21 protein-coding genes are annotated in these 25,185 nt (G+C 45.2%); 12 read left to right on the forward strand and 9 right to left on the reverse strand.

Features of this window, described 5'->3' with window-relative positions; translation table 11 throughout:
• Positions 1 to 169 precede the first annotated feature (169 nt).
• Positions 170 to 1,711 (forward strand): class I adenylate-forming enzyme family protein, encoded by a 1,542-nt coding sequence (locus M3152_RS02860; protein WP_251693690.1) that lies wholly within the window; start codon positions 170 to 172, stop codon positions 1,709 to 1,711.
• Positions 1,712 to 1,882: 171 nt separating this feature from the next.
• Here M3152_RS02860 and M3152_RS02865 read toward each other — a convergent pair whose 3' ends face one another.
• Positions 1,883 to 2,524 carry a metal-dependent hydrolase gene (locus M3152_RS02865; protein ID WP_251693691.1) on the reverse strand — a complete coding sequence of 214 codons (642 nt, stop codon included), beginning with the start codon at positions 2,522 to 2,524 and terminating at the stop codon, positions 1,883 to 1,885.
• A gap of 209 nt (positions 2,525 to 2,733) precedes the next feature.
• On the opposite strand from M3152_RS02865, the gene M3152_RS02870 reads away from it, so the two are divergent.
• Together M3152_RS02870 and M3152_RS02875 are read left to right on the forward strand one after the other, a co-directional pair.
• Positions 2,734 to 2,997: an excalibur calcium-binding domain-containing protein gene (locus M3152_RS02870; RefSeq protein WP_251693692.1), complete on the forward strand. Its 264-nt coding sequence runs from the start codon at positions 2,734 to 2,736 to the stop codon at positions 2,995 to 2,997.
• Positions 2,998 to 3,377: 380 nt separating this feature from the next.
• Positions 3,378 to 5,018, forward strand: a complete 1,641-nt coding sequence (locus M3152_RS02875) for an SWIM zinc finger family protein (protein WP_251693693.1) — start codon at positions 3,378 to 3,380, stop codon at positions 5,016 to 5,018.
• A 168-nt stretch (positions 5,019 to 5,186) separates the two neighbouring features.
• Here the strand turns inward: M3152_RS02875 and M3152_RS02880 are convergent, their stop codons facing one another.
• Positions 5,187 to 5,903 carry a 3-ketoacyl-ACP reductase gene (locus tag M3152_RS02880; protein WP_251693694.1) on the reverse strand — a complete coding sequence of 239 codons (717 nt, stop codon included), beginning with the start codon at positions 5,901 to 5,903 and terminating at the stop codon, positions 5,187 to 5,189.
• A 200-nt stretch (positions 5,904 to 6,103) separates the two neighbouring features.
• Here M3152_RS02880 and M3152_RS02885 point away from each other — a divergent pair, with 200 nt between their 5' ends.
• Together M3152_RS02885 and M3152_RS02890 are read left to right on the forward strand one after the other, a co-directional pair.
• Entirely contained in the window at positions 6,104 to 6,592 is a 489-nt protein-coding gene (locus M3152_RS02885; RefSeq protein WP_251693695.1) for a hypothetical protein, read from the forward strand.
• Positions 6,593 to 6,850: 258 nt separating this feature from the next.
• Positions 6,851 to 7,465 carry a PH domain-containing protein gene (locus M3152_RS02890; protein WP_251693696.1) on the forward strand — a complete coding sequence of 205 codons (615 nt, stop codon included), beginning with the start codon at positions 6,851 to 6,853 and terminating at the stop codon, positions 7,463 to 7,465.
• Positions 7,466 to 7,637: 172 nt separating this feature from the next.
• Here M3152_RS02890 and M3152_RS02895 read toward each other — a convergent pair whose 3' ends face one another.
• The 4 genes from M3152_RS02895 to M3152_RS02910 form a co-directional block, all read right to left on the reverse strand.
• Complete coding sequence (locus tag M3152_RS02895; RefSeq protein ID WP_251693697.1) at positions 7,638 to 8,507, reverse strand: YitT family protein; 870 nt, start codon at positions 8,505 to 8,507, stop codon at positions 7,638 to 7,640.
• A gap of 420 nt (positions 8,508 to 8,927) precedes the next feature.
• The gene (locus M3152_RS02900) at positions 8,928 to 10,082 is read right to left on the reverse strand and encodes a Ger(x)C family spore germination protein (protein WP_251693698.1); all 1,155 of its coding nucleotides are present in this window, start codon (positions 10,080 to 10,082) and stop codon (positions 8,928 to 8,930) included.
• Positions 10,075 to 11,535, reverse strand: a complete 1,461-nt coding sequence (locus tag M3152_RS02905; RefSeq protein ID WP_251693699.1) for a spore germination protein — start codon at positions 11,533 to 11,535, stop codon at positions 10,075 to 10,077. Before M3152_RS02905 ends, M3152_RS02900 begins: the two co-directional genes overlap by 8 nt.
• 27 nt (positions 11,536 to 11,562) lie before the next feature.
• Entirely contained in the window at positions 11,563 to 12,651 is a 1,089-nt protein-coding gene (locus M3152_RS02910; protein WP_251693700.1) for an endospore germination permease, read from the reverse strand.
• Between the two features lie 515 nt (positions 12,652 to 13,166).
• On the opposite strand from M3152_RS02910, the gene M3152_RS02915 reads away from it, so the two are divergent.
• From M3152_RS02915 to M3152_RS02940, 6 genes are all read left to right on the forward strand, one after another.
• Positions 13,167 to 13,751, forward strand: coding sequence for an NEAT domain-containing protein (locus M3152_RS02915; protein ID WP_251693701.1), 585 nt, complete (start codon positions 13,167 to 13,169; stop codon positions 13,749 to 13,751).
• Between the two features lie 17 nt (positions 13,752 to 13,768).
• A complete protein-coding gene (locus M3152_RS02920) occupies positions 13,769 to 15,223 on the forward strand; it encodes an NEAT domain-containing protein (protein ID WP_251693702.1) in 1,455 nt (484 codons plus the stop codon).
• A gap of 74 nt (positions 15,224 to 15,297) precedes the next feature.
• On the forward strand, positions 15,298 to 16,233 hold the full coding sequence (locus M3152_RS02925) for an NEAT domain-containing protein (RefSeq protein WP_251693703.1): 936 nt from the start codon (positions 15,298 to 15,300) through the stop codon (positions 16,231 to 16,233).
• Between the two features lie 15 nt (positions 16,234 to 16,248).
• A complete protein-coding gene (gene isdE, locus M3152_RS02930; RefSeq protein ID WP_251693704.1) occupies positions 16,249 to 17,130 on the forward strand; it encodes a heme ABC transporter substrate-binding protein IsdE in 882 nt (293 codons plus the stop codon).
• A gap of 23 nt (positions 17,131 to 17,153) precedes the next feature.
• Positions 17,154 to 18,137: a FecCD family ABC transporter permease gene (locus M3152_RS02935; RefSeq protein ID WP_251695229.1), complete on the forward strand. Its 984-nt coding sequence runs from the start codon at positions 17,154 to 17,156 to the stop codon at positions 18,135 to 18,137.
• Entirely contained in the window at positions 18,127 to 18,897 is a 771-nt protein-coding gene (locus tag M3152_RS02940) for an ABC transporter ATP-binding protein (protein WP_251693705.1), read from the forward strand. The genes M3152_RS02935 and M3152_RS02940 overlap by 11 nt, the downstream gene beginning before the upstream one ends.
• A gap of 293 nt (positions 18,898 to 19,190) precedes the next feature.
• Here M3152_RS02940 and M3152_RS02945 read toward each other — a convergent pair whose 3' ends face one another.
• Genes M3152_RS02945 through M3152_RS02955 form a run of 3 tightly spaced genes read right to left on the reverse strand, consistent with a single transcriptional unit; the run spans position 19,191 to position 21,372 of the window.
• A complete protein-coding gene (locus M3152_RS02945) occupies positions 19,191 to 20,366 on the reverse strand; it encodes a M20 family metallopeptidase (RefSeq protein ID WP_251693706.1) in 1,176 nt (391 codons plus the stop codon).
• A gap of 36 nt (positions 20,367 to 20,402) precedes the next feature.
• Entirely contained in the window at positions 20,403 to 21,044 is a 642-nt protein-coding gene (locus tag M3152_RS02950) for a transposase (protein ID WP_251693707.1), read from the reverse strand.
• A gap of 1 nt (position 21,045) precedes the next feature.
• Positions 21,046 to 21,372 carry a hypothetical protein gene (locus M3152_RS02955; protein ID WP_251693708.1) on the reverse strand — a complete coding sequence of 109 codons (327 nt, stop codon included), beginning with the start codon at positions 21,370 to 21,372 and terminating at the stop codon, positions 21,046 to 21,048.
• A 651-nt stretch (positions 21,373 to 22,023) separates the two neighbouring features.
• On the opposite strand from M3152_RS02955, the gene M3152_RS02960 reads away from it, so the two are divergent.
• A complete protein-coding gene (locus M3152_RS02960) occupies positions 22,024 to 24,780 on the forward strand; it encodes a M14 family metallopeptidase (RefSeq protein WP_251693709.1) in 2,757 nt (918 codons plus the stop codon).
• The last annotated feature ends 405 nt before the right edge of the window (positions 24,781 to 25,185 follow it).

Raw genomic sequence — 25,185 nt, forward strand, 5'->3', positions numbered from 1 at the left:
TCGGATTTTCTTTGCATTTACATGCAGATAGATGAATTGTCATAAATGTGTCGTGCACAGGCACCGGCGCAATTCTGACACAATTTACACCATCTATCTAAATAGAGGGTTTCCGCAATATTCAGCGAAGTAGTCTTCATAGTTGATTATTAGGAATGGGGGATTTAGGATGCAGCATATGTTGTTCGCAGATCCGATTAGATTGAATGCTAGTCGTTATGGAGAAAAGGAAGCGCTATCGTACATGGGCAAGAGGTTTAGTTATCGTGAATTCAATGAGCGTATTAACCGGTTAGCGCACGCGTTGCTTGAGACGGGTGTTGAGAAGGGGGATAAGGTAGCTTTTATGCTGCTGAATTGCAATGAACTCTTTGAAATCATGTTCGCTTGCGCAAAGATTGGGGCGGTTTTCGTTCCAATCAATTCCCGCTTTGTCGGACCGGAAATTGAGCATGTGTTGACAAACTCCGATGCCGTTGGACTGATATATGGGGCGGAATTCGATATAGAAATATCTTCTATTAAAGAGCGAGTGAAGGATGTTCAGTTATTCGTATCGGTTGGGGGCTCTGCTGAGATGGCGTCCTTTGAATATGAAAGCTGGATTGCACGTTATTCCGAAAATGAACCGATCATAGACTATGAATTGGGCGAGCTTGATACAGTTTGCATTATGTATACCGGAGGAACGACGGGTCATCCGAAAGGGGCGGTCCGATCGCACCGGAGCATGTATCTCGTCGCGTTACTGTTCAGTATTGAATTCGGGATTGTGAGAAACGGAAAAGGATTGGTTTCCGGTCCATTGTATGGCGCGGCGGCTCTGTCGACTTCCGTTCCGAATCTTCTCGTCGGGAATTCACTTCATATTTTGCCGAAGTTCCACCCTGTCGGAGTGTTGGAAGCAATCGATAAGGAGAAAACGACGACTTCATTCATGGCACCGCCGATGTTTGACGCGATTTTTGCTTTGCCTGAGGAGGTAAGAAACAAGTACGATGTCAGTTCGATGAAGGGACTGTTTTCAGTCGGTGCGCCATTACACTCTAGCACGAAAGAAAAAGTGATGGCATTCTTTAAGGATGCTGAATTGAATGAGTTTTACGGTGCAACGGAACATGGGGGATCGACGAATTTATTCCCGGAGTACCAGGAACTGAAGGAACGCTCCGTCGGTGTGCCAATGTTAGGAATGGAAGTGAAACTTGTCGATAACGATGGGAATGAAGTGCCGCCGGGTCAACCGGGCGAGTTTTTAGTGAAGGGCTTGACCCTTTGTGATGAATATTATAAGAACCCGGAAGCGACAGCCGAAGCGTTTCACGGCGAATGGCTTGGACTCGGTGATATGGGAGTTCAGGATGAGGACGGATTTTATTCTATCGTCGACCGCAAACAGGATATGATTTTGTCAGGCGCGCTGAACGTCTATCCAGCGGAAATTGAAGGCGTCCTCCATCGCCATCCGAAGATAGCCGATGTAGCGGTGATTGGTGTGCCGGATGAAAAATGGGGAGAAGCGGTGAAAGCGATTGTTGTCCTTCGTGAAGGAGAAGAAGCAGACTCAAAAGAGATCATCGAATTTTGCGATGGCAAGCTCGCCGACTATAAAAAGCCACGAACTGTCGATTTCGCCGACGAACTTCCACGGAGCCTGCAAGGAAAACTGTTGAAATATAAGCTCCGCGAGATGGTGGCTGTAGAGAAATAGGTTAATTGTTTGGGTGCCTGTGCAGCGCACAATTCAGTTTATTAGTTACAATTGTATAACTCGGAAAAGGGAAGCTAGCCAAATCAATGTTTGGCCGGCTTCCCTTTGTATATTCATGTTTATTAGTGAATTGTCATAAATGTGCCTTGCACAGGCACCGGCGCAATTCATTCACCACTCTTTATTCCATATCGGGGCGAACCATTTTACGCCTCGGCGGTTCATGGGGAGGAGCTTCATGTCTGCGATTAGATGGCTGCCGTAACCAGCAATCCCTGCTGATAGTAGACCGTCGATCGGCCACTCCTGTTGTAATTGATTCAAAATGAACGCATAAAACGCGAGCCCTAGAAGTGAGTGAGTGTAGGAGCGGTGCGGAAGGAATGATGCTATGACGATATAACTTCCGACCAACAGGATGCCGATCGATTGATGCATCACAATTCCGAGCCACATCACCATGACACCGGTGAGGGTCAACATTCTTCGTTGTGTAATGAGCCTCGATACGATGAACAGTAGCAAACCGATTCCTGCGTAAAGTAAAATGGATGGGGCGAAACCTGTAGTGAAATATTGGTAGACGATTGCTACTAAAATGCCCGCACCGACTAGCTGCATCAGCCATTGAGTGACCTGTTTGGAAAGGGTGATCCGGTTGGTTGCCAGCCCATTTGTGTCAAGGTCGGGGACAAGTGCTGATACGCCGCCAATCACTGAGGCGACTGCGATTGTGTATACATCGGGTTGCACCTGATACCCTGCGATTGCTCCGGCAGTAACGCCGATAAGTGCATGTGAACTTCCTTTCATCTGTAAACCTCTCTCATGGTGTAATCTATCTATTATCCTTCATCTTGAAGAGTGAACGCAATGGGTGGATGTTAGCACTTGGAATTTTTGAATTGGGTATAATGGTAGAAAATGATTGAAATTATTAGTTGCTTAACAAAAAATAGTATAGTGAAATCGGGATTTTATGTTACAAGTATTTACAAATAATACTAGTTGGAGAGATGAAAATGAAAAAGAGCTTAACTGGAATCACCGTAATTTCCCTTGCATTCCTTCTATTCATAACGCCAATCGACTCAGCTAACGCAACCCCAGCCAAGTTTAAGAACTGCACCGAGTTGAATAAAACATATCCGGGCGGCGTCGCTAAAGATGCTAAAGTCCGAAACGTAGGTGGAAAAACGAAGTTTAAACCTTTTGTTTCAGCAGAAATTTACAAGTCGCACACAAAGATGGACCGCGACAAAGACGGCATTGCATGTGAAAAGTGACTTTTAAACAGGTACCTGTGCAGCACACAATTCAGTTTATTAACGACAATTGCATAATTAAAACACGGGAAGCTCATCAACTCAATACTTGATGGGCTTCCTTTCGTATTTTTATACTTAGGTTTGAATTGTCATAAATGTGTTATGCACAGGCACCAACACGATTCAGTTTATTCACTACAATTGTATAAATAGATCTTGCGGACTTCGGCAAATAAGGGTTTGGATGGAGGTGAATTGTGTTTTTATGCTTTGCAGTGAATTGTCATAAATGTGCCATGCACAGGCACCGACATCAATGCAATAAAGGGTTTTCCGGTTGGGTGTCGTATTGGTACTAGTAATAGATTGTGCGCCGAAGGAAGAGAGGGGATAGGGCGATGAATCTTTATGATTTTGAAGAGGTAGTGAGCTCCACTATCGTCGATCGCGGTTCCGAATATTATAATGCTGGATTCGTTTTAAAGCTAACACGCCAGGGAGATGGACGATATAGTGCGCTTGTTGAGGGGGCAGATATGTATGAGGTTGCCGTCCAGCTAGATGAGGAAGGCAATATCCTTTCGTCTTATTGCGATTGCTCTTATGATTTGGGGCCGGTGTGTAAACATGAAGTGGCGGTTTATTATGAGTTGATTGACAGACTAAAAGCTAATGATTTTCCTGAGATGGCCGGGACAACTCTGCCGGATTTGAAGACGGTCCTTGAAAGCCTATCCAAAGTGGAACTGATTGATATACTCCTTCATTTAGCGGACGACGATCCGAATTTTCATAATGAGTTGCTCTTCAATCATGCAACTGTCGATGAGCAACAGGAGATTGCTCGCTTCAAGAGGATAATCGATTCGATCATTGAGAAATATACTGGCAGAGAAGGGTTTATTACATATAAATATGTTGGCGACTTCACGAACGAACTGTCCGCCGTACTGAATAAAGTTGAGTCGGTGAAAAATCCGTTGATTGCCTTTGAAATTGCGCAGGGGTTGTTGATTGAAGGGATAAAATCGTTTCAATACGCAGATGACTCAAGCGGTAATATTGGATATTTACTAGATCAAACAATTGAAACGATGGAAGCGATTGCAGCTGGAGCTTTAGGGTTGGACGAACAAAGCGAGATGTTGGAAAAACTCATTGACTTATCGAAATCGGAGGTTTTTGAAGGATGGAATGACTTTCGAATCGATTTGCTCGGCATCGGTCTGAACTATGCAGGAAATGAGCAATTGCGGGCGACTTTACTGAATGAGCTAGAAGCAATGGTGAACGGTTCGTCTGCAAATGATTATGGTCGGTATGAAAATGAACGAATTTACAACTTAATGTATGACATCTTTGAAACTCACGGCACGTCAGAGAAAGCGAGACAGTTTCTACAGAAGAACCTAAATTATCCTACATTCCGGAAACGGTTGATGCAATATGAATTGAAGGAAGGCAACTATGAAAACGTGTTGGCGTTGGCTTCTGAAGGGGAAAGTTTGGACAAGGATTATCGTGGTTTGGTTACGCGGTGGAAGAAATGGCGCTACAAAGCGTATAAACTAATGAAAGCATTTGATGAGCAAATGACAATAGGTCGTGAATTATTGATAGAAGGAGAATTTGAATTTTATTGGGAATTGAAGGATCTGGCCGAGGACGCGACAGCTTTTTATGAAGAAGTGAAGCAGGAATTGGCTGTTAAAAATCAGTGGATGTTTGTGAAGCTCATTGAAGCTGAAAATGATGTTGAGGCCATCCTTGATTATGTCCGTGAAAATCCTTCAATGGTGGAACGATACTTGGAATACTTGGTTGATTCCCATGCAGAAGAGGCAATCGGACTGTTCAAAACTCATGTAAAAGAGATCGCACAAAACTCATTTAACCGGAAGGGATATAAGGAAGTTTGCCAAGTGCTGAAGCGCTATGGCAAAGTTGCAGGACGAGAAGCCCAAATGAACCTTGCAGAGGAACTAAAACAGACATACAAAAACCGCCCCGCTTTTCAGGATGAATTGGGTAAGCTTTAAGGGTACTCAATTCGGTGCCTGTGCAGCACACTATTCAGATAATGCACTACAATTGTATAACTGAAAAACAGGAAACCTATCAATTCGACGTTTGATAGGTTTCCTGTTGTATTTATATGCGTTGAGTTAAATTGTCATAAATGTGCCATGCACAGGCACCAACACAAATTAAGGATTTGTCGACCATAGGCCAGCCGATTTTAAGAGGACGCGTGGGTGCAGTTTCAGCTGTGCGACCATCAATTCAGCAAGGTCTTCAGGCTGCAGTACTTTATCCGGATTGCCGTCAGTGAGATTCTCTTCGAATGCCAAGTCTGTTGCCACTGTGCTCGGCGTTAAGGCAGTGACGCGAATGTTGTGCTTTCTCACTTCCAACATGAGTGATTCCGTCAGACCCAGCACGCCGAATTTTGAGGCGCTGTATGCACTCGTAACAGGAGCACCTTTTTGTCCGGCAGTTGAAGAGACATTGATGATATCACCTGTTTGACGCTCAATCATTTCCGGCAGCACTGCGCGTGTAACGTAGTACATGCCCATTAGGTTAACGTCAATAATGTTTTTGAATTCTTCCGGAGTAAGCTCAAGGAACTTGCCGAATTTGCCGATACCGGCGTTGTTGATGAGGATGTCGATTGGGCCGAGTTCCGATTTGATATGCTCGACAGCGGCAATTACAGATTCATTGTCCGCCACGTCCGCAGCAGCGATAGAAACGTTGACGCCAAATTCGCGAAGCTCTTCGGCGACCTTATCAAGATTCGCTTCGGTTTTCCCGATAAGTCCTAAATGGATGCCTTCCTTCGCAAAGGCGATTGCCGTCGCCCGGCCAATACCGCGTCCAGCTCCCGTAATGATCGCATTCTTTCCAGTTATGTTTTGCATAGTAAAATCTCCCTTCTTTATACGTTGACACGTGTAGTATAGCAAACCGCTGTGTTTACTCCTATGGAAACGGTTTGCGTGTGGAAACTGCGTACGGTTTTGGATTGGACGTGAGGAGATTACTATTATTACTCTGCTGAACACCCAATTCACCCGTTGCATAGTCTATATGACGAGCGTTATCCAATGGAGGTATACGAATGAATTTTAGATTTTTCACCGGCAGAGTAATGGAGATTAGTGATTTTTCGATACGGCAAGATGATCAAGGGTCTAGGTGCTATAAACTGTTTATGGTCGCTGATCGGGAAGGCTCCATCGTCAATTTCGTCATTGAGCCGGGCACATATTTTGTCGATCATGTTTTAGTGAAGGTCGGCGATATCGTAACGGGTTTTTATGATGCGAATGCACCGACCCCTTTTATTTATCCACCGCAATATCGGGCGGTTGTCATGGCGAAAGAAAGATCCGACCAGTTTGTGAAAGTGGAATTCTTTGACCAGAATTTAGTGAGCAGCGACGGAAGCTTGAAATTGAACCTAAATCGAAGTACACCGATTTTACTGGAAAATGGACAGTCATTTGCGGGCATTCCAGCTAATCGTGAGCTGATTGTCATTTATAGCACTACAACCCGCAGCATTCCCGCCCAAACGACACCACATAAGGTGATCGTGCTTTGTTAATGCCGAATATCGTTGCTGTTTTTGGTGCCTGTGCAGCACGCTATTCAGTTTATTAACTACAATTGCATAAATAAAAAGAGGGAAGTTGATCAAATCAATCTTTGATGAGCTTCCCTTTGAATTTATATAAATCTCTTTGAATTGTCATAAATGCACCATGCACAGGCACCCGCACAATTTAAACTCAAAGATTTCATTCGACTAAAGAAATGTTATAATTTTAGGTGTGAGAATTCTAGATAGGAAGAGGTCGTTCATATGCTGAAAAAGTTGGCTTCAGATGCGTTGGGCTTGTCGGATATCGGTAAAATCATAGGACCGGAAGATTATGATAAGACGGATGCAGATGATTATATTCGACATGAAGATGGAGAAAAGATTTATTTCTTGATTAAGACTAAGGCAGATGAGTATTGCTTTACGAACTTAGCGGTCATTCATGTGGACGGAGATAAAGCGGTCTCTTCGAAACGCGTTTTGAAACGCTACCCATATTCAAAATATCAAATTACCAATGTGTTCTTGGAAACTGCGGGCAAAATTGACTTGGATGTTGAAATCAAGTTCACGCTTGGCGATCAATCGTACAGCATAGACGTTGATAAAAAGCAGCTCGCACAATTGAATGATCTGTACAAAGCATTGGTATATATTTCGGAAAAAGCTCACGAAAACAATATCCTATTCGAAATGGCGACGCAAAGTCTCGATAAGGCGGCAAAAGTGTTGGAGAATTCAAGACCGTCCGACATTCAAATGGCCGACCAATATAAACAATTAACCGAATTCGGTTTCTCCTGGCTAACATCAGCCCGTGACAAGTACCACGTTAAGGATTTCGGTGATGTATTTGAGAAGTATATAAACAATTGAGACGGTGCCTGTGCAGCACACTATTCAGTTTATTAACTACAATTGTATAAATAAAACGACGGAAGCTGATCAAATCAATCTTTGATCAGCTTCCCTTTGCATTTATATGAATCTCTTTGAATTGTCATAAATGCACCGTGCACAGGCACCCACACAATTCTCACACAATTTATTAATGGATATTCCGCTTTGTGAAACTTCCGCCTCGTACTTCGGCGACTTCGTAAACAGTGACAAACGCTGACGGATCAATTTCAAGGATAATTTCCTTCATCTTACTATCTTCGAGCCGGTTGATAATGCATGTGATTTCCCTGAATTCTTCATTGGAATACGCGCCTTGAACGATACTATAAGTCGAACTGCGGCCTAAACGATCACGAATCGTTTCGACCATACCTTCAGGTTCGCTCGTAATAATTTTATACATTTTAGAACCGCTAAGTCCTTCTTCAACAATGCTGATCACTTTAGTGGCGATGTAGTAAGCAATTGCGGATAAGAAAGCTCCTTGAAGTCCAAAGACAATCGACACGATTGCGAAAACGAAGACGTTCAAAAAGAGGATCAAATCACTTGTTCCGAACGGCATCCTCCGGGATAGCAAGACGGCTAACATATCAATTCCGTCAAGAGCGCCGCCATTACGCAGCGCTAATCCCATTCCGAAACCGAGGATAATTCCGCCCACAACTGTTATTAATAACGTATCTCCGTGAATGATTATTGGCACATGATGCATTAGGCTTGTGCTGACCGCCAGTGTAGCAATTCCAAGTACAGAATAGATGGCAAAGCTTTTCCCTATTTGCTTATAGCCTAAAAAGACAAAAGGGATATTCAAAATCGCTATGAGAAGTCCTAATGGAAAGCCGAATAATTCTGATCCAACGATACTTAGACCAGTCACGCCTCCATCAGATACCTTGTTTGGAATGAGTACAGATTCTAATCCGTAGGCGGCAATGAGGGCGCCGAGCATAACCATGGCGCCGCGAGCAAACAATTTCCATACAGGTGTTTTTTGTTGAGTTTTAGGCATTAGTTGTTCCTCTTTTTAAGCAGTTTTTTCTATTCTACACCTATCTTCAGCACGTTGCCAGTTCATGTCCCTCGGGGTAGAATTGGTGCCTGTGCAGCATTCAATTCAGTTTATTCACTACAATTGAATAAATGGAAAGTGGAAAGCTAATAAAACTGATGTTTAGATATTTATTTTTGTATGTTTATGAATTTAGTTGAATTGTCATAAATGCACCTTGCACAGGCACCGGAACAATTCAGTTTACTCACTACAATTGCATAAAATTAAAAGAGGAAACTGATCAAATAGTCATTTGACAAGTTTCTCGTTGTATTTAAATAGAGCCGATTGAATTTTCATAAATGTACCATGCACAGGCACCGGTTAAACGTGTACAGGCACCGGTTAAACGGGCACCGGTTAAACGAACACATCCAGTTATTCTACTGTTCGTTCGAATGTTTTTTTGTTGGAGGAGAGTTTGCCGATGGTGATGTTGATGTTTCGGATGGAGTCATCGGTTAATTCGATTTTGCCGTCTTTTTGCAGTCGTTTCCATTCTTTAACGTTCTTGCGATACAGTTGTTCAGAAAGCCGATAGATGTCGGCATCCATTTTTAAGGCTTCCTCATACGTCGCAGCAATTTGCTCTTTCACAATTTCTTTCAATAACTTCTCAATTTCTGCCGGTTTAATCGTTTCGGTGATGATGTCGATTATCCCGTCGGCGTATATATCAATGTCGAACTTTGCTTCTCCTTTAATCATGACAGGATTGATTTTCACTTTGATATTTTCCAAGACGACGGAGATGAAATTGCCATTTTCCGTTCGGACTGTTAGATTGGACCTCTTCGTGTCGTTCGTCATCCATCGGATTCCCCTTGCTTTCTCTCCAGTGATGAACCCTTTGAAATCATCCGGGGAAACGATGGTTGCACCGGAAATGACGGGGGCTTTGATCGTTTCTTTTATTGATTTCCAGTTTTCCGCAATTGTTATGAACGGGATCAGCGTTTCATGATTCGGTTCATTCATATTGATCAATACTTCACGAATGCTTGCCGGTTTAATAAATGATTCTTGTTCGTAGGAGTTGCGTGGATCCCCTAGCTTTGACAAGATAATGGCTTTATTAACAACGGGTCTTATTAAGAGCACTTCCTCCACTGGGTCTTTTGTGGCGTATAACCAGATTTGATAACGCGTTTCCCTGTAACGTATGAAAATATCGAGGACCGGGCTCAACTTCACCTGTTGCAGTGCTTCTTCTGAGAAGACCAAGTATGATAAATGGCCCCAATTCACTTTTTGATCGACGGAATGGTATAACTCGAAGACAGCTTCATCTAGCGACATCCCCGAGGCATGACCGACTTCTGCTTGTGAAGTTTCATCGCTTGTAGGCTGTTCGGATTTTGCGGTGTTGGCGAAATTGATGATTTGGGCGTACAGTTCATATCGGCCATCCTTGTAGTCGATGCCGATTCCATTGAGATATAACATCCTCTCAGGTTCATTATTATCCCAGCAGCCTGATAAGGGGAGCGTCGCAAGCAATAGCAGCAGGAGGGCGACGATCTTTTTATTCATCCTGATCTCTCTCCTTCGTGCGTGTTGGGTCTGTCGGATTCAACATATTCGGCCGCTCTTTGTATGATTTATGAGGAAGCCGGAAGAGCGATTGCATGACTGTCTTAAAACTTAAGTCAGCTGCAATGTTCATGTAAGGAACGCCGAACGTCCGGATGCTGGATAAGTAAACAAGTGTAATGAAGACGGACATGAGAAGACCGAACAAACCTAAAATTGCTGTGAGGAGGATGAAACAAACACGCAATACACTAATTGCGTTCACTACCGATTGGTTGACCAATGTGAATGTCGCGATTGTTGAAATGGCGATGACGACAATCATTGCGGGACTTGTAATCCCTGCCCGAATGGCGGCATCTCCGATGATCAATCCGCCAACAACGCCGATTGTCCCGCCTAAAGCAGTCGGCAGTCGCAAGCCGGCTTCGCGAAACAGTTCAAACATGAGCAGCATAAGCAGCATCTCAATGACTGAAGGGAATGGAAGCCCTGTATTCGCTTGGACAACGGTCGCTAATAAATGGACCGGCAGCTGATCTTGGTGATAGGTCGTCAATGCAAGCCAAAATGCGGGCAGGGTTAAGCCGATGGACAATCCGAAGACGCGCAGCAAACGCTCGATTGAGCCGTAAATGACGGGTGTATCATTATCCTCCCCTGTCTTTACGAGCAGAAACAAGTTGACAGGCAAGATGACGCAATACGCCGCTCCATCAACAAAAACGAGGAACCGGCCTCTTACAAGCGACTGGATGGCGGTATCTGGTCGTCCCGTGTAATCGACCCTCGGAAAGAGCTTTGAGCTTTTATTCGCACTTTCCATCAGAAGGGTAGGGTTGAAAACGATATCGGTATCTGTTTCATTCAGTTGTCTTCTAATGCCGTCCAGTATCTCTTTGCTCGCAATGTCATCGAAATACAAAAGAGCTACAGTCGTTTTGGAGCGTTTCCCTAATTCGAATTTCTCGACGCATAATGAGTTTGTCGGCAGCCTTTTGCGAATCAATGCGATATTAACGGACACGTCTTCGATGAAGTTGTCACGAGGTCCTTTCACAGGCACCTCTAACCGTGTTTCCTCGGGGTTTCGGTTCGGTTTTTTAGTGATATTGCTCGTGTAAATAAATCCGGATTCCTCAAAAAACAATAAGACATGCCCGGAATAGACGAGGTGAATGACTGTTTCCAAATCATTTCCCGCTTTCAAATCGGGGATGTGCAACTGCGATTCAATCGCCGTTTCCAGTGGCTCGTTCTCCAAAGTGCCGACGAAGTGACGAATACGGGGCACGATGACTTCATTCAACAGTTGTTGGTCAATCATTGCATCGCATGTGACAAACGTGACGGCATGACCATTGAACATATAACTTTGAAACTGAACGTCTGCAGACTTCTGAAATAACGCCCGTAAAGATGTGATGTCCATCTCGTGATCAGACGATTGCATTGCACTTCACCATCTTCTGTGTAAGTTTTACATTTCTTTTGCCGCACTTCTTTTGATTAATGCAGAGATTGTTAGAAATAACGTCAGCAAGAGCAGGAAGATGAACGTAGCAATTAAGAAATAGTCCCCTTTAAGTTTCAGGAAAATATGATCTTCCATTAGAAATAACGACAAGGACATGAAGAAGAACGCTGGTCCGATGATTTTCCAAATACGTTTGCGGTCGCCTCTCAGCCGCAATAAATCCGAGACGACATACAAAATGAAGGACACACGTACGAAGGTGCCAGTAAGCCATTGGTATATGGAGAAAAAGTCTAGATGCTCAATGAAACGTCCTATGGAAACGAGCCCCCACTCCTCATAAGCGGGGTACCTTTGCTTTGCCGCTTCGTCAGGACCGAACTCTGTAATGGCACCGATGAGCGGACCCATCGTCAAACTGTGCAGTATAAAGAGCATGATTGCATAATGATACCAGCGAAATCGGCCTTTCACATTTTGTTGGATGAACAGGAATAACAGAAGTTCAATATAACCGGATGCCGGGTAGACCAATGTTGAAATGACAGGTTCAAATCCGTGCTCAAAGAACGGTCTCAGTAACGAATAATTTTTCACTTGTATATTCGTGAAAGCGACAAAAAAGCCGAGGATAACGACCCAAAATAGAACAACCACGTTGACCATGACAATCGTCTGCAAATTTGTAGACGCAAGGAAGATGCATAGGATTGAGTAGATGAGAATCATGAGGACTAACGGCGACTCGGGTAAAAACGTCGATTTGATCCACTGCAAAGTCTCTGCCATCGTAAAGACGGCCATTAACAGAAGAAAAAATGCTGTGACATACCGAAAAATGGCGGTCGGGACTTTGCCGATCTTCGGAAGCAGCCAATCGCCGAGGGAAGCCTGCTGCGAACTGCGATGAATGTAGACGAGAAGAAATAGCCAAGGCACCATCGCAACTGCGGCAATGAACACGGATATCCATCCGTCACGACCCGCATGAATCAATAACGGCGGCAGAATGGTCACATGATTTTTCAGACCAATGACCGTCATTGACAATAAAATTACATGCAAAATACTAATTGACCCGACCCTCTCCATACCCAAAACTCCCACCCTCATAATATTGCCCAGTCTTGACACGAATGAAGCCGATTATAAGCAAGTGACCCTCAAATACGGCGTCTAAATGCGCTGCCTGTGCAAAGGACAATTCAGCTTATTCACTACAATTGCATAAATCTTGAAAAGAAAGCTTGTTGCATCAATGTTTACCTGGCATCCTCTTGTATTTACATACCTTTTGTTGAATTGTCATAAATGTACCACGCACAGGCACCGAAACAATTTTGTCTATTCACTACAATTGCATATTGAGGTATCGGGAAGTCTGTAGCTAACGGATTTGGTTGACGCTCCATTGTATATTTATTGCTTCTATTGAATTGTCATAATTGCACCATGCACAGGCACCGCAAAGAGGTGGACACAATTCATTCGTTTCTCTGTGAACAATGTGTGAATATTGTTGGAGGGGCTTTCAAACTAGTGGATGATGGCCTATGATAGTAGTGGAATAATTGATAACAGTTCTCACTAGTGGGAGAGGAATTTGCATGAGAAGACGGGTGGCGCCTTTGTTTGGTGCTGTTTTGCTGTTATGGGCGATTGCATCTGCATCTGTAGGTGCGGAATCGTTGTCTGACGGCGTATATGCAGTGGAGTACGAGCTGCTGCAAGGTGATTCGGACTCGGTGTCGATTGCGAATGATTATTTTGAAAAGCCGGGGCTACTGAAGGTGGATGGCGGCAAGCAAGTTTTGCAGTTGACGTTGAATCATAGCAAATGGGTTAAAGAGTTACAGGTACATAGCGATGATGGTTTTGCGGATGCGAAGGTCGTTGCGGAGGATGAAGAGGCGGATACGCGTGTCATTGAACTGAATGTGGACGGCAAGCTAGCCGAGCCGTTTCCAGTGAAGATGCATGTGGTGATCGACGAGTTGGAGATTCCGTATGATCATGCGTACACCGTGCGTGTTGCGGTAGATGCAGACTCCTTGGAGGAGACGGACCAGGAGTGGATCGATTCTGTCAGCACAGGAAGTACAATTTGGTTTTGGCTGGCGACTGTATTCGTTATTGCAGTGGGAATCTTTGCTGCTATGCGGATGTTCCGGTCGAACCGGTCTAATAAGTAGAAGAGGAGATTACTAGAATGAAGAAGAGTTTACTGGTTTTATTCACAGCAATGTTGCTGAGCTTTACGGCAATGCCATCACTTCCAGCAACTGCTGAAGTGACTGCAACGCAAGAGGTATCTTATGAGCTTCCGTTCAACGTGTTGCAAGAAGATAAAGACGAAGTTTCTACGGCGGGCGATTTTGTGAAAAGCCCTGCGGAAGTTAAAGTGGAAGATGGCAAGGCGTTCGTTTACATGACGCTCTTGGAAAGCCAGTATTGGCAGTCATTGAAAATTCAAGATGGCGACAAATTTGTCGACGCTCAAGTTGTGAGTGAAAACGCTGAAAAAAGGACACGTCTTGTGAAGTTTGAATTAAAAGATGTTGCAGAAATAATGAATGCAAAAGCTCATATTATCGTTACAGGCATTCCTGGACTAGGTGAATATGATCAAACACACCAAATTCGTTTCCAATTTGATGGAAGCAAAGCCCCGGCGGTAGAAGAGAAACCAACAGCGCCGATAACTCCTGAAGCACCAAAGGCAATTAAAGACGGCGAATACGCAATCGGCATCAAAGTGTTGCATGCGACAGAGGAAAAGGAATCCCCTGGCATGGCGCGCTTTATCGAAACGCCAGCAGCTTTGTCCGTGAAAGACGGCAAGCAAGTCGTGAGACTCACATTGACGAACAACGAGCAAATCACTGAGTTCCAAGTTGAGCAAGACGGTAAATTGGTTGATGCGACAGTTGTACGTGTAGATGAAGAAGCAAACCACCGCGTTGTTTCATTCGAAGTGGCGGATCTCTCGAAAATCATGAACGCAAAAGTGACGGTTTTCGTTGCAGCAATGAACCATACTGGAAATCACACGATTCGTCTAGCGTTCGATCAAGATAGCATTAAACCTTTGGCAGAAGAAGTGAAAGTCCTATTCAAAGATATCGCCAATTCGTTTGCAAAACCTTACATCGAAGCACTGGCTGCTAAGCAAATTGTAAAAGGTAAAACATCTGAAACATTCGCACCGAACGATAAAATGACTAGAGCGGAATTTGCGCTGCTAATTTCTCGTGCATTGAATCTTGAAAAACAGGAATACAAAGGAACATTTTCAGACTTGACTAAGGAAATGGAAGTTTTCGTGTACGAAGTAGAAGCAGCAAACCGTGCCGGAATCATTCTAGGTGATGCGGGGAAATTCAAACCGAATGCAACGATCACTCGTCAGGAAATGGTAGCGATGATCGTTCGTTCAATTGAATATAAAGACGCTACCCTATTAAAAGACGTTGAGACAACTGTTGTGTTTGCAGATGCGGCTAACATTAGCATCTACGCGAAAGACGCTGTCCAATTGGCAGTCGGTCTTGGCATCATTGACGGCGATGTTGTGAAAGGCCAAAGAGTGTTTGCCCCGAAAGCGAACGCAACTCGTGCACATGCAGCAAAAATGGTTTACAACATGCTTGAAACTATCAAATAAATAATCTTCGCACGGATGCCGGCGTCACGCTTTATGTGACAGCCGGCGTTGTGTGTGGAACGAAGGAGTCTAACATGAAAAGAATTTTTACTGTTGCTATGGCGGTTGCATTGGTCACGGCGCTATTCATTCCAATCATGCCGATGAAAGCGGAGGCTGCAACGTTTGCTGACGGGGAATATTCCGTGCCGTTCACAGTATTGAAGGATTCAAGTAACGAGCAGTCGACGACGGCGGATTATATGGTCAGCCCGGCGAAGGTGCAGTTGGTGAACGATAAGGCAACGGTTACGGTCACATTGAAAAACAGCTCGTGGTGGCAATATTTCAAAGTCCAAAATGGCGGAAGCTACTCAGATGTTCAAGTGGTGAGTCAGTCAGGCGATCAGCGTGTTGTGAGGTTTACCGTGACTGATCTGAAACAGCTCGTCAATGCCAAAATCCATATTATCGTGACGGGCATCCCAGGCTTTGATTACGACAATAAATATGATATCCGCTTTAATTTCAACACATCTTCCATCCCGGCCCCTCCTGTGGCAAAGCCGGTAGCGACACCGCCTCCTGCGAAAGAAACGAAACCTGCAGCGCCGAAGAAGACAGAAGTCACGCCGGTTCAAAAGACTGAACAAAAACCTGCTCAACATCCTGTCGTGAATAAAACCGAGACGGCCAAAACGACTGAGAGTGTAACGAAAAAAGAAGAGAAGTTGACTGTGAATGAAACAGTAAAAGATGAAGCGGAGAAATCCGAAACGAAATCGGAAGACGAGACAGCAGTGAGCAAGGAAGATGATGATGTGGAAGAGGATGCTGCATCTGAGGAAACCGGTGCTGTAAATGAAGAACATGACGAAGAAGAAGACGCTGTCGAAGAGGTTGCAGTCGCAGAGGTCAAGGATGAAAAAGAAAAGTCCTCGAATACATTTTTGATTGTCATCATTGTGATTGGTGCAGTCATTGGCGCTGCAGTCGTATTTGCGATTGCAAGGAAACGAGCTCGAAAATAAGGGAGTTGTGCTTGAATGAAAAAAGCGATCGGCCTTTTCGGTTTATTGGCTAGTGTCATGCTTGCCGGCTGTTCAGCGATTGCCGGGGATAATGCGAATGAACAAATCGGTGAGCAGGACGGCGATCGGGTAGTTGCAACGACTGTCGCGCTGACGGAAATCATGGACGCACTTGATATCGATTTGGTCGGCGTTCCTTCAAGTTATAAGGAGTTGCCGGAACGCTACGCGGATGCGAAAGAAGTCGGCAACCCGATGAGCCCCGATATGGAAATGCTGCTGTCGTTGAAGCCGACGGAGATTTTCTCGGTGACGACATTGAAATATGACTTGCAAGAAATGTTTGATGACCGCGGGATCGATATGACGTATGCAAACCTCGAAAGCATTGACGCGATGCACGAAGAAATCTTGAAGATTGGTGAAAAATACGATTCTGTGGAGCAGGCGGAAGCGATTGTAGCGCAATTCGAGGAGAAGGCGGCTGCAATCGAGAAGGCGATTGAGGGGAAAGAGAAACCTTCCGTGCTCATTCTCATGGGGATTCCAGGAAGTTATTTGGTGGCGACGGATCATTCGTACATCGGGAATCTCGTGAAGCGGGCCGGTGGCGTCAATGTCATTACGGGCGAGGATGTCGAGTTCATTTCATCCAATACGGAATACTTGCAGCAGACGAATCCTGACGTCATTTTGCGGGCGGCGCACGGCATGCCTGAGCAGGTGATTCAGATGTTCGATGAGGAATTCCGTTCGAATGATGTGTGGAAGCATTTTGATGCGGTGAAGAACGGGCGCGTCTATGATTTGGAAGAGACGCTGTTCGGCACGACGGGCAATTTGGCCGCGGCGGAAGCGCTGGATGAGTTACTGAAGATGTTGCATGAAGAGAAATGAAGGCAGGTAAAATCATGTCGGGAATCAATCGGAAGAGCATCAGTTTCATAGTCGTTGCGCTCGTTTTGGGGGTTGTATTCATCCTATCCGCATTGACGGGCAGCATTTCGGTGACGCCTTTCGAATTGATTCACGGGCTGTTGACCGGAACAAATGACGATGTCGCCATTATTAAAGACTTGCGACTGCCGCGGATTTTAATTGCGGTATTCGCGGGAGCTGCTTTGTCGGTGGCGGGCGTTTTGCTGCAGGCGGTCATGCGCAACCCGTTGGCGGACCCTGGAATCATCGGGGTTTCGGCGGGTGCGAGTTTCATGTCTGTTTTGGTGATTGCGATGTTCCCGACGTTGTTCTTTTTCGTGCCGCTGTTTGCGTTTATCGGCGGTGCGCTGGCGTTTTTTCTGGTTTATTCATTATCGTGGAAGTCGGGCTTGGATCCGCTCCGAATGATTTTGATTGGAATTGCGGTCAACGCGCTATTCACTGGACTCGGGCAGGCGATCGGGTTCAGCGGAGGCGGTTTGACGCAGTCGATAAGCCAAGTGACGACTTCGACGCTGACGATGAAAAAATGGAGCGAAGTGGAAGTGATCGCGCTTTACGGTTCGATTGGGCTTCTGCTGTCGTTTTTTGTATATAGATGGTGCAATTATTTATCGCTAGAAGACCGTACGGCGAAAAGCCTTGGCGTCAATGTGAATTTGGCGAGGTTCGTCATTTCGATCATTGCGGTATTGTTAGCTTCTATTGCGACGACAGTGGCGGGCATGTTCGCGTTCGTCGGGCTGTTAGTGCCACATATCGGAAGGACGCTTGTCGGCAATGATCATAAAGTGTTGATCCCGTTTTCCGCTTTGGCTGGTGCGCTGTTGATTTTAGTTGCGGATACGCTTGGAAGGACTTTGATCGCGCCGAATGAAATCCCTGCTTCCATCATCATGGCAGTGATCGGCGGGCCGTTCCTTATATTCTTGCTGAGAAAGAGTGATCGAATTTATGGACATTAAGGAAGTCACATTTTCATATGACAAGAAGAGGGATACGCTGCGAGGGATCGACAGCACGATTGAGATTGGCAAAGTGACGACGATCATCGGGCCGAATGGGTGCGGGAAATCAACGTTGCTGGGAGTCATGTCGAATCATTATCAGCCGCAAAATGGGGATGTGTTGCTGGATGGGAAATCTTTAGCGGAGTTTAAGCCGAAGGAACTCGCACGGAAACTTGCCGTCGTCCATCAGCAAAACAATGCGCCTTCTGATATGACGGTAGAGAAGTTGACAGCGTATGGCCGGATTCCGTACAAAAGTCTATTTGCTTCGAGTACGAAGGAAGATGATGAGGCGATTGAATGGGCGCTGTCAAGCACGAATCTGCTCGACAGGCGGCATATGCCAATCGACAGCCTATCTGGTGGCCAAATGCAGCGCGTCTGGATCGCCATGGCATTAACACAGAAGACGCCGTATCTGTTTCTGGACGAACCGACAACGTACTTGGATATCTTCTATCAATATGAGTTGCTGGAGCTCATTCGCAGTTTGAATAAACAGCACGGCATTTCCATCGTCATGGTGCTCCACGACATCAATCAGGCCATCAAATACAGCGACGTCATCATCGTCATGAAAGACGGCCGGATCGCCGCCAAAGGCAAACCGGAAGACATCATCACAGCCGAACTGATCCGCGACATCTACGGCGTCAATGTCGTCGTGAAACACGACAAGGATGCGGGGACATACATTGTACCGGTGGGGATTTGAATCCCCAAACCGGTGCCTGTGCATCACACAATTCCGTTTATTCACTACAATTGCATAATGAAAATCCGGAAGCCAACCAGATCAACATCTGGTTGGCTTCCTATAGCATTAATACACATAAGGATGAATAGTCATAAATGTTTCTTACACAGGCACCGAAACAATTCAGTTAATACACTACAATTGTATAATTACAAAAGAGAAAGCTAGCCATTCCAATTAGTGGTCAGCTTTCTCATGAATTTATATACCTACTATTGAATTGTCATAAATGCACCATGCACAGGCACCACTCAACCCCTGCACACAACCTCAGCGACTGCTTTTGCGGCCACGAGCAATGCGTCTTCGTCGATGTCCCATTTTGGATGATGGTTGAAGTACGCTTTTTCAACGCCCTTCGGTTTACTGCCGATGTAGAAGAAGCAGGACGGGAACTTCGCTGCATAGTAGGCGAAGTCTTCCGAACCGGAGAACATAGGGAATTCCTTCACTGACTTGATTTCCGGCTCCGTGGAGCTTTGAAGGGCGGCGACAACCTCTGCCGTTATTTCCGGGTCGTTAAATAGCGGCGGATAATCCGGCACGTATTCAAGTTCACACTTCACCCCAAATTCCTCTTCAATCCCTTTGGTGATTCGGTGGACTTCCTTGTTGATCAACTCTTGGACTTCGGTTGTCATATACCGAACATCGCCCTCCAATTCGACGCTGTCCTTGATGACGTTGAATTGCCCTTTACCATCAAACGAACCGATCGTGATGACACCCATGTCAAAAGGATTCAACCGGCGGCTAACGACTGTTTGGATCGCAGTAACAAAATGGGCTCCTGCGACAATGGCATCGTTAGCTAGGTGCGGAGATGATCCGTGCCCGCCGACACCTTGAATTTTCAGTTTGAAGTACGTCCGACCAGCCATGGAATAGCCGCTATGGTACCCGACAACTCCTGCAGGATCTGTTGGGAATAAATGAATACCGTAAACGGCATCCACGTCATCGAGTAAACCTGATTCCACGATGCTCTTCGCTCCGCCCGGAGGAACTTCCTCCGCATGTTGGTGAATGATTTTAATCGTCCCTGTAAGCTCCTCCTTCAGTTGAATCAAACAGTCCGCGAGCACCAGCAAATAGGCAGTATGCGCATCATGGCCACAAGCGTGCATAACTCCCTCGTTTTTCGATTTGAACGGCACGTCCGTCTCTTCATGGATAGGCAATGCATCAAAATCCGCACGGAGCCCAATCGTCTTTCCTGGCTTACCGCCTCTAATCGTCACAATGATGCCGTATCCATTGCCGATATTTGTTTGAATTTCGACATCTTTTCCCTTATAAAAATCGGCAATGTACTGGGCAGTCTTTTCCTCTTTGAACGATAGCTCAGGATTTTCATGCAAATGACGCCTTATCTGAATCATTTCATCTTTGCGTTGTTCCAACATTTTCATCAGTTGCTGCTTCATCGGGCGACCATTCCTTTCTCTTAATCATATCTTTAACTATTCCGCTGAGTTTATCACATCAAACATCGAAAAAAGTACCGAAACATTTTCAACTGGCATCTTCTCGTACACGGTCTCGAGGTCCTGCTTGTACGCTAAACAATATAGATAGTATGCTTTATTTGTTGTGTCGAATGGCTTTGGCAGAAATGTCCTCACAAGATCCGTATGTAAGAAACGAGGCGGTTCTTTTTTAGCATCGGCATAGTAGGAGAACGAGCTATGTGGATAATCCTCCAACGAGTTCACCTTCTGGACGGTCGTTTCAATCGGATTCCGATGGATGTAACTGCTAATATCCAGTATGGCTCTTGGCCCATTTGCAAGTTTTGAAAAATACCTCTTTTCGTAAATACGTCCGACATGATCATAGCGTTTGGCATAATAGTCACTGTATCTCCGGTTAATACAAGCCATAATCTTACTTAATTCCACCTCGGATTGGATCAGCAAGTGATAGTGATTGGACATGATGCAATAGGCAACCACGTTATATGAATATTTGTCGTACGCATATTCAAAGGCCCGCATCAGATTCCACTTATCTTCATCGGTTTGAAAGATTGCTTGCCGATTATTGCCTCGCATCGTCACATGGAAATAGCCATATGGATTCCAATATCGTGTCCGTCTTGCCATGTCATTCTCCCACCAATATAGGTGAATTATATGCCGCCGATTTCCATTTGATTGATTCCTCTAATGCACTCTCAAAAATCCGTTCCGAACCTTCCAAATCCGCGATTGTCCTTGCGATTCGCATCAATTTAGTTTGTGTCCGATTGCTCCATTTCCTTTCAAAACAGACTTGCTGGATGAAATCTTTTTGTGCCTTAGACAGTCCGCATGTTTCATCCAATAATTGAAACGGTACAAAACCGTTCAACCAGTCTTTACCGAATCGCGAACGTTGCATTTCACGGGCACGGGTTGTCCTTCCGCGTATTGTTTTAGATACTTCGACCACGCCATCCTCCTGCAACCCGACACTCATAATTACCGATGCGATTGCACGTCACCTCTTTCATTTTCTCCAACCATATCGCTAGTCAAGTAGACTGACAACTGTCCGAATTCAACAGAAAACGAAAAAATGAATTTTAACTGCAGAAAAGCAGGGAAAACTCATTTTTAAACGGGCATATCCCAGGAAAATAATATTTTCAGTGTTTTTTCGGTGCCTGTGCACCAAACAATTCAGATTATGCACTACAATTGTATAATGAAAAAATTACAAGACTTTCATCTCAACATCCTATACTCATTTGAGCGTATTTATATTCCCAAGCCTGAATAGTCATAAATGCACCTTACACAGGCACCGACACAATTCCGATAATACACTACAATTGCATAATGAAAAACAGGAAGCCTACCATATCGGTATTTAGTCGAATTCTTACTGCATTTATATACTTATAAGCGAATAGTCATAAATGTGCCGTGCACAGGCACCTCTGAGAAGATTCCCTAGGTTTCAAGACCTGAATCCTTCTGCGCATTTTTGGATTTACTTCAAGTTTCGAAGTAAATCGCTATCTAACTGTCTGTTGCTTTGATATAGTCAGACTATTGTAGCCTATTAATCTACAATACAAAGCGTAGAGGGGATGAGATGTTGAAACGGTTTTTAGTTGGGTTTTTAGCGTTGTTCATGGTGTTTGCGACAGCGGTGCCATTATCTGCGCAAGCTGTTCAATCGGTTGAGACTATCCAAGTTGCCGATACGGTCGAACTGGATGTCAGCCGGTCGGTATTGTCGCTGACAGAAATCAGGGATGTGACAATTGAAGCGGACTTTGGTGGGCAGGTTGATTTGGAGAAACTAGAACTGTATTTCGGCGGGAAAGCGCTCGATGAATGGAAGCAATGGAATGCGGCAGCGAAATCCTATTCCGGGAAGCCATTCATCCTCGTGAAAAAAGAGCCCCATTATGTAGACGGCACGACGAAAATCGCAGCGGAGCTTGAATTCGGGTTACCGTTCGGTACGGCTGATCTATCGCCGCGCTCAATCCGCGTCATCTACAAGGAATTGCTAGGGGATTATGAGCTTGCGTTAGTTGATTCGGAGAATGAAGCGAAAGCCGCGACAACGGTCGAGCTGAATGTGTATGACGAATTCCTTGAATGGGATGAAATCAAGCCTGAGATCGACCAAATTTTCGAAGAGGCTATTGAATTGAATGATCGTTATTTGCATTATGAAAGTCCAGGGAAGAGCGTGGAAGGAAGAGATTTGCACCTCGTCGTTCTAGCGAAAAATGAGGGCGCGGTGAACAACTATTTAGAGAACACTTTGCCGGCTGCGCTTGAAACGCCTGAAGATTTATTAGCGAAGCTGAAAGATGGAACTATGGGTGATTACCAGATTCCGATCTGGTTCAATAATATCCACCCAGACGAAGTAGAAGGAATTGATTTCCAGACAGGATTATTAAAGCAATTCGCATTGGAATCGGAAGTTTCATTCACCACTACGAATGAAAACGGGGAAGATGAAGAGGTTGTGTTGAACGTCGACGAAGTGCTCGACCATCTTATCTTCATTTTCAACTTCTCACATAACCCGGACGGCCGTGTCCATAACACGCGGGCAAACGTGAACGGGTTTGACTTGAACCGGGATAATGCTTATCAGACACAAGTCGAAACGATCCAGTTGAATCAAGTCATTGCCAAGTGGACGCCGCTCGCGATGATGGAAGGTCACGGGTATGTGAAAGGGTTCCTGATCGAGCCGGCGACACCGCCGCATAATCCGAACTTCGAATATGATTTATTAATGGAAGGAATGATTCCGCAGGCGCATGCGATGGGACAGGCCGGGATCGGCAGCTCTGGGCTGACGTCGTATTTCTTGGCGTCCGAAGAATATGAAGACGGCTGGGATGATATGGGCCCTTCCTATACACCGATTTTCTCGATGCTGCATGGCACGCTTGGTCATACTGTCGAAGTGCCGACGCTCAGCCAAGATGCCTATGATGCGATGGTTGGTACAGGATTCGGGATGATTAATTACGTGTTTGAGAATAAAGATGATCTGTATGCACGGCAGGTCGAAATCTTCGACCGGGGCGTCAAAGGGGAAGATAATCGCGCAGTCGACCCGCTATTGACGAATGCGGCGGGGGAATCAATCGGCCGTGTCCGTGGAGAGAATGAAAACTTCTTCCCGGATTATTATGTGCTACCGACAGACTCATGGAATCAGAAAAACGTGTCGGAAGTATACATTATGGTAGATTATTTGATCCGCAACGGCGTGAAAGTCGAGCGGACGACTGAAACTGTCAAAATTGGACCGACGACGTACCCGAAAGGTGCTTATGTCGTTCCGATGAAACAGGCGAAACGTGGCTTGGCAAACGCGATGCTCTATAAAGGAGATGACGTCTCCGACTGGAAGGCGATGTATGATCCAGTCGTTGCCAACTTCCCGGCGCTCAGAGGATTCAATGTCGTCGATGTGCGCATGGGAGAAGAGGACGTGCTAGAAGGGTTGACTGAGCAAGTGACGGAAATGACGGTACCTGCTAGCGAATTGGATGAAAGAAAAGCGATACAAGTATTGAAAAATGTCAATAACGATACGATCAGATTGGTGAATGAACTGCTGAAGAACGGCAAGCATGTCGGACTTGTTCAAGAAGATAAATTCGGATTCAAAGTGGGCGATTTCGTCGTTAGAACGGAAGACATTGCTTGGTTTAAGGACAAGTACGTGTTCGAAGCGGACGTATTGCCTGCCTATCAAGCTATTGATTTGAAATGGATTGCCGAGCCGAAAGTGGCGAGCAATGGATCCGGCCAATTGATTTTTTCATTGAAGGAATTAGGATTCAACTTGATGGACGAGGAACAGGCTGATGTCGTTATTTCCGATTCGAATCTGCCGAAGGAGCTTGCCGGCAAAACATTCGTCGGCATTGGCAACAGCGTGTTGAAGGCGGTCCATGATGCTGGATTGTTTGAAGGATTCGAGTATAAAACGACTAGAGGCGGACACGAAGGGTTAATCAAAGGGACGGTCAACGTGAAGCACCCATTAATGGCTGGTTATCGTCCGGATGAACTTTTCTATACGACGCGAGGTTCATGGATTACCGCAGTTCCCGAAGGAGCGGAAGTGTTGGCGACAGTGAAAGGGACTGACGATTTCTACGTCGCGGGTTGGTGGCCTGGCCATGAAGGTGCGAAAGCGAAAACGCTTGCCTTCACACAGCAATTGGACGATGCAACCATCACTCTATTCGCTAACGATCTCGCATTCCGAGCGCATACGAAACACTACTACCGCATGCTAGCGAACAGCATCTACGCTGCAGCGGAAGAAGCACCCGCACCTAAGCCAGGAGCGAGTAAAAACTGAAACACAAACGGCCCTGTAGAAAACACTGCAGGGCTTTTTATTCTGGAGTTTTTTGGTGCCTTTTAACCGGTGCCTGTGCAGCACACTATTCAGATTATGAACTACAATTGCATAACGAATAATAGAAATCCACTAATATTAATGAAGGTTAGCGCCAATAGTGGATTTTTACTCTTATAGTTGAATAGTCATAAATGTGTCTTACACAGGTACCGGAACAATTCAGTCAATACACTACAATTGTATAATTAAAAAACAGGAAGTCGACCATGTCCATAACTGGTTGTCTTCTCGTTGCATTTATATACCTACTGTTGAATTGTCATAAATGCACCTTGCACAGGCACCAACAAAGTTGGCACACAAAAAAGGATGCTGCCCGAAAGGCAGCATCCTCATTTCCAT

Origin of the sequence: Sporosarcina luteola (genome assembly GCF_023715245.1) — a bacterium.
GTDB lineage: Bacteria > Bacillota > Bacilli > Bacillales_A > Planococcaceae > Sporosarcina > Sporosarcina luteola_C.

Excerpts from the sequence above, each read along its gene's own strand:
- M3152_RS02860 (WP_251693690.1), top strand. The coding sequence starts at position 170 with ATGCAGCATATGTTGTTCGCAGATCCGATTAGATTGAATGCTAGTCGT.
- M3152_RS02865 (WP_251693691.1), bottom strand. The coding sequence starts at position 2,524 with ATGAAAGGAAGTTCACATGCACTTATCGGCGTTACTGCCGGAGCAATC.
- M3152_RS02870 (WP_251693692.1), top strand. The coding sequence starts at position 2,734 with ATGAAAAAGAGCTTAACTGGAATCACCGTAATTTCCCTTGCATTCCTT.
- M3152_RS02875 (WP_251693693.1), top strand. The coding sequence starts at position 3,378 with ATGAATCTTTATGATTTTGAAGAGGTAGTGAGCTCCACTATCGTCGAT.
- M3152_RS02880 (WP_251693694.1), bottom strand. The coding sequence starts at position 5,903 with ATGCAAAACATAACTGGAAAGAATGCGATCATTACGGGAGCTGGACGC.
- M3152_RS02885 (WP_251693695.1), top strand. The coding sequence starts at position 6,104 with ATGAATTTTAGATTTTTCACCGGCAGAGTAATGGAGATTAGTGATTTT.
- M3152_RS02890 (WP_251693696.1), top strand. The coding sequence starts at position 6,851 with ATGCTGAAAAAGTTGGCTTCAGATGCGTTGGGCTTGTCGGATATCGGT.
- M3152_RS02895 (WP_251693697.1), bottom strand. The coding sequence starts at position 8,507 with ATGCCTAAAACTCAACAAAAAACACCTGTATGGAAATTGTTTGCTCGC.
- M3152_RS02900 (WP_251693698.1), bottom strand. The coding sequence starts at position 10,082 with ATGAATAAAAAGATCGTCGCCCTCCTGCTGCTATTGCTTGCGACGCTC.
- M3152_RS02905 (WP_251693699.1), bottom strand. The coding sequence starts at position 11,535 with ATGCAATCGTCTGATCACGAGATGGACATCACATCTTTACGGGCGTTA.
- M3152_RS02910 (WP_251693700.1), bottom strand. The coding sequence starts at position 12,651 with ATGGAGAGGGTCGGGTCAATTAGTATTTTGCATGTAATTTTATTGTCA.
- M3152_RS02915 (WP_251693701.1), top strand. The coding sequence starts at position 13,167 with ATGAGAAGACGGGTGGCGCCTTTGTTTGGTGCTGTTTTGCTGTTATGG.
- M3152_RS02920 (WP_251693702.1), top strand. The coding sequence starts at position 13,769 with ATGAAGAAGAGTTTACTGGTTTTATTCACAGCAATGTTGCTGAGCTTT.
- M3152_RS02925 (WP_251693703.1), top strand. The coding sequence starts at position 15,298 with ATGAAAAGAATTTTTACTGTTGCTATGGCGGTTGCATTGGTCACGGCG.
- isdE (WP_251693704.1), top strand. The coding sequence starts at position 16,249 with ATGAAAAAAGCGATCGGCCTTTTCGGTTTATTGGCTAGTGTCATGCTT.
- M3152_RS02940 (WP_251693705.1), top strand. The coding sequence starts at position 18,127 with ATGGACATTAAGGAAGTCACATTTTCATATGACAAGAAGAGGGATACG.
- M3152_RS02945 (WP_251693706.1), bottom strand. The coding sequence starts at position 20,366 with ATGAAGCAGCAACTGATGAAAATGTTGGAACAACGCAAAGATGAAATG.
- M3152_RS02950 (WP_251693707.1), bottom strand. The coding sequence starts at position 21,044 with ATGGCAAGACGGACACGATATTGGAATCCATATGGCTATTTCCATGTG.